This window comes from Paenibacillus sp. Marseille-Q9583 (genome assembly GCF_976954365.1).
Window position 1 is genome coordinate 1 of the sequence record NZ_CDRJTB010000144.1, and the last position, 2,811, is coordinate 2,811.

At 36.6% G+C, this 2,811-nt stretch carries 3 protein-coding genes and 1 pseudogene; all 4 read right to left on the reverse strand.

The window, feature by feature from the left end; genetic code table 11:
- Positions 1 to 124: 124 nt before the first annotated feature.
- Positions 125 to 706, reverse strand: coding sequence for a hypothetical protein (locus tag ACWNM1_RS30405; protein WP_449603909.1), 582 nt, complete (start codon positions 704 to 706; stop codon positions 125 to 127).
- Between the two features lie 136 nt (positions 707 to 842).
- Positions 843 to 1,322 (reverse strand): DUF4265 domain-containing protein, encoded by a 480-nt coding sequence (locus ACWNM1_RS30410; protein ID WP_449603910.1) that lies wholly within the window; start codon positions 1,320 to 1,322, stop codon positions 843 to 845.
- A gap of 423 nt (positions 1,323 to 1,745) precedes the next feature.
- Positions 1,746 to 2,012 (reverse strand): annotated as a pseudogene (locus tag ACWNM1_RS30415) (serine hydrolase domain-containing protein); the annotation flags it as partial.
- Positions 2,013 to 2,283: 271 nt separating this feature from the next.
- The coding region (locus ACWNM1_RS30420; RefSeq protein ID WP_449603911.1) for a hypothetical protein at positions 2,284 to 2,811 on the reverse strand (528 nt) is incomplete at its 5' end.

A 2,811-nucleotide genomic window follows, 5' to 3' on the forward strand; every position in this document is an offset into this window, starting at 1 on the left:
CCATCACCTTTTTTCAATATTGGTTTTTGGTTTAGAATTTGGGCTGGTATCCTTGTCCTCCTTCATCGTTCGCGGCCTGCCATTTCAGTAATTGAAAGGGCAAATCTCTCCAATGAAGAAGTTATTAATCTCTTTTCGATGAATGGTGCTTCATGACTGCTTCTTGAGCTTTAAGGACAATATCATCTACTTCGGAAAGCTGACGCTCAATAGAGGCTAGAGCCTTTAGTAAAAATAAGCCAAGACTTTCATCCCCTAAGGATAATTCCAATTCGGCGAAACATTCGATGTCTTGGAGTTTTTCTATATTTTTTTTGTTATTGATTTTTTTAGGGTATTCGATGTATTTATAGAGGGTTAAGACTGCTTCTTCCCCCTTGGTTTTAAAGTTGTGAACAGTTCCTTTGAATAAGGTGTCTTTGAATCCTTCCTTAAGCCTACCTTGTTCATTCAAGGCATCCAGATGAAAGGTTGCTAAATATTTTTCGTTTCTTACGGCATGATTATTAATACTGTAGGATACATTCTCTTCGTCAAGAATCTTTATTATTTCATCAATTGACTTGAACTTCAGTCTTGCAAATCTCGCCGGAGAAAATTGCTTGCGCAAAGAATCTTCATTATTTGAAAGGTATGCCTTAAAAGAAATTACAGCATTTCCTTCCAGGAGTTCTTTGAAATAAACAAGATGCCTTTCATCTACCATAACTGCCTCCTGCAACTCTTGAGCTTTTGGGTATATTATAATTACGCGTTATTTTTTTGACTCAGGATTGGAGATCAATTGAAAAATGTGGCCCAGAGATAGTGTATGATGCCGGAGAACTGATATTTTGAAGCGATTAATCCAGATCTCTAGCCCAGCTAACTAACTCTTCATCGTCAAAGTTATATGGATATTCGTAAATATTAGAGTAATAGTACTCCGATTCTAATAAATCTCTAATTACATTGAAAACCTTATTGGTGGCATGAAATCCATTCCTGATGGGCGCGGTGAAGGCAAGCGAGCCATTATGAAATCCATCTAAAGAACCGGAAAGCTCTCGTTTGACTATAGATTCAGCTGTCTCTATCTTATCTTTAACAAGCTCCTCTTTGTAAATTTGAATGCAGAAATTTCCACCATGTTTTATTAATTCAAACTCTCCATTGGGATGGAGTTTTATTGTATCTCCTTTCGCAAGCCCTAGAGCCAGCCCAGGAGATGCACATAATTTGAATGTTTTATCGCTTATGCATTCTGCAGGAAGCTCTTCAAAGACTGCTTCCTCTGAATTTATGCCGGCAAAAACATTAATTAAGGTTAATTTATGTTCCATACGAATACTCCTCAATACTGTCTCTTTTAATGTATAAGATTTGAGATTACATCCTTCATGTATCCGCCGCATCGCCTGTAATTCAACGGGTCGATAAATAAAGGAGGTTCCTTTTATGTGAAAGGGGTTACTTCAAGAAGCTTTCAAGGCGGCAATGTCATGTACCTTGTTAATAATTGGGGCGTTGCTGGCCCTGCTTTCTCAGATCTAGGAAAGATATTCAAGAAATCATAGCAGGTACTAAAACGCCTCGTCAAGTGTCTGGCATTAAATCAATTCTCTCTCACTATCAACACACAGCTTTACCGCATATATGCTTATTTATAGTTTAATTCTTCCTGTGTTATTCGTAACTCTACTTTCCGCTGTACCAAACAAAATACGCTATACGCATTTTACCAATAAAGCGAACGAACAAAATGCTTATTTTCGGAGCGAGGCGTTATAAAGGTGAGTGTATACGAACCATGTAATACTTGCTGTTAATAATGCCGACGAAATCAAAGCTGTAAGAATACTGTATGTTTGCCAAATAAGTATCGTTGGCCAATCTAATGCACAGCACATTATACATAGGGCAATCGTAGCAATCAGCAAAATAGCTGTTACGATTATTCGCTTTTTTGTCATTGGCTGCCGCTCATTCGTTTTCCTTCTGCGTAATCCTAAGATAAAGAACAGAACAGCGAGATTGACATTCCCGGCACACCTGATATACGACGGGCATCATCCAACAACGCCTGTATTGCCGCAGATTGCGCATCTGACAACGACGCATAACATTGTGTTGCGAATCCTGAGAATAATATAAGTATTGATAATACAAAAACAATAGTCTTTTTCATAAACTCTCCATTTCGAAAAAATATAAACAACGGAGACTAACCAATATGGCTAGTCTCCTTTCTTTTATAAAAATTTCGCCCTATTATATGATAAAGCTCAATGTAGGCAAGTTTCATTAATCTTTCCATGTTACCTGCCATCCATATGAATGAAGTTTAAAGTATTTATTAAACTCCGCGACTACGGACTTTGCGTTCTCCTTCGATGTTGCATGAAATATAGTTATATCGACTATATTACAGTCTGAAATTTCCTCCAACCCTTTAAGTCTTGATGCATCTACTCCAATCTGCTTTAGACTCATACAATTTTTGAGTATTGTTAAATCTCCAACCGGATAAGTGAATTGCTTTAATTTCTTCAATTCTCCTATAACCTCTATATGTGATTCATCTATTGCACAGCTATCCGTCTCAAAAAACGTTAGATACTTTAAACCTTTTAAGAATGATAAATGTGGTATAGTCACTTGTTTGAGCTCTAGTTTTATTAACTTACTAAGGTTTGAAATATAAAGCAGGTCGCCAACCTCCATTTCTTCTAAACTTAGTTCCTTCAAATTTTTTATAGTTCCTATTAATCCCCTATCAATTGAGTTCATTCTACATAATCTCAAACTCTTTAATTTCTTTATATCTTTCAG

Coding starts and splice junctions, on each gene's coding strand:
- ACWNM1_RS30410 (WP_449603910.1), bottom strand. CDS start 1,322: ATGGAACATAAATTAACCTTAATTAATGTTTTTGCCGGCATAAATTCA.
- ACWNM1_RS30405 (WP_449603909.1), bottom strand. CDS start 706: ATGGTAGATGAAAGGCATCTTGTTTATTTCAAAGAACTCCTGGAAGGA.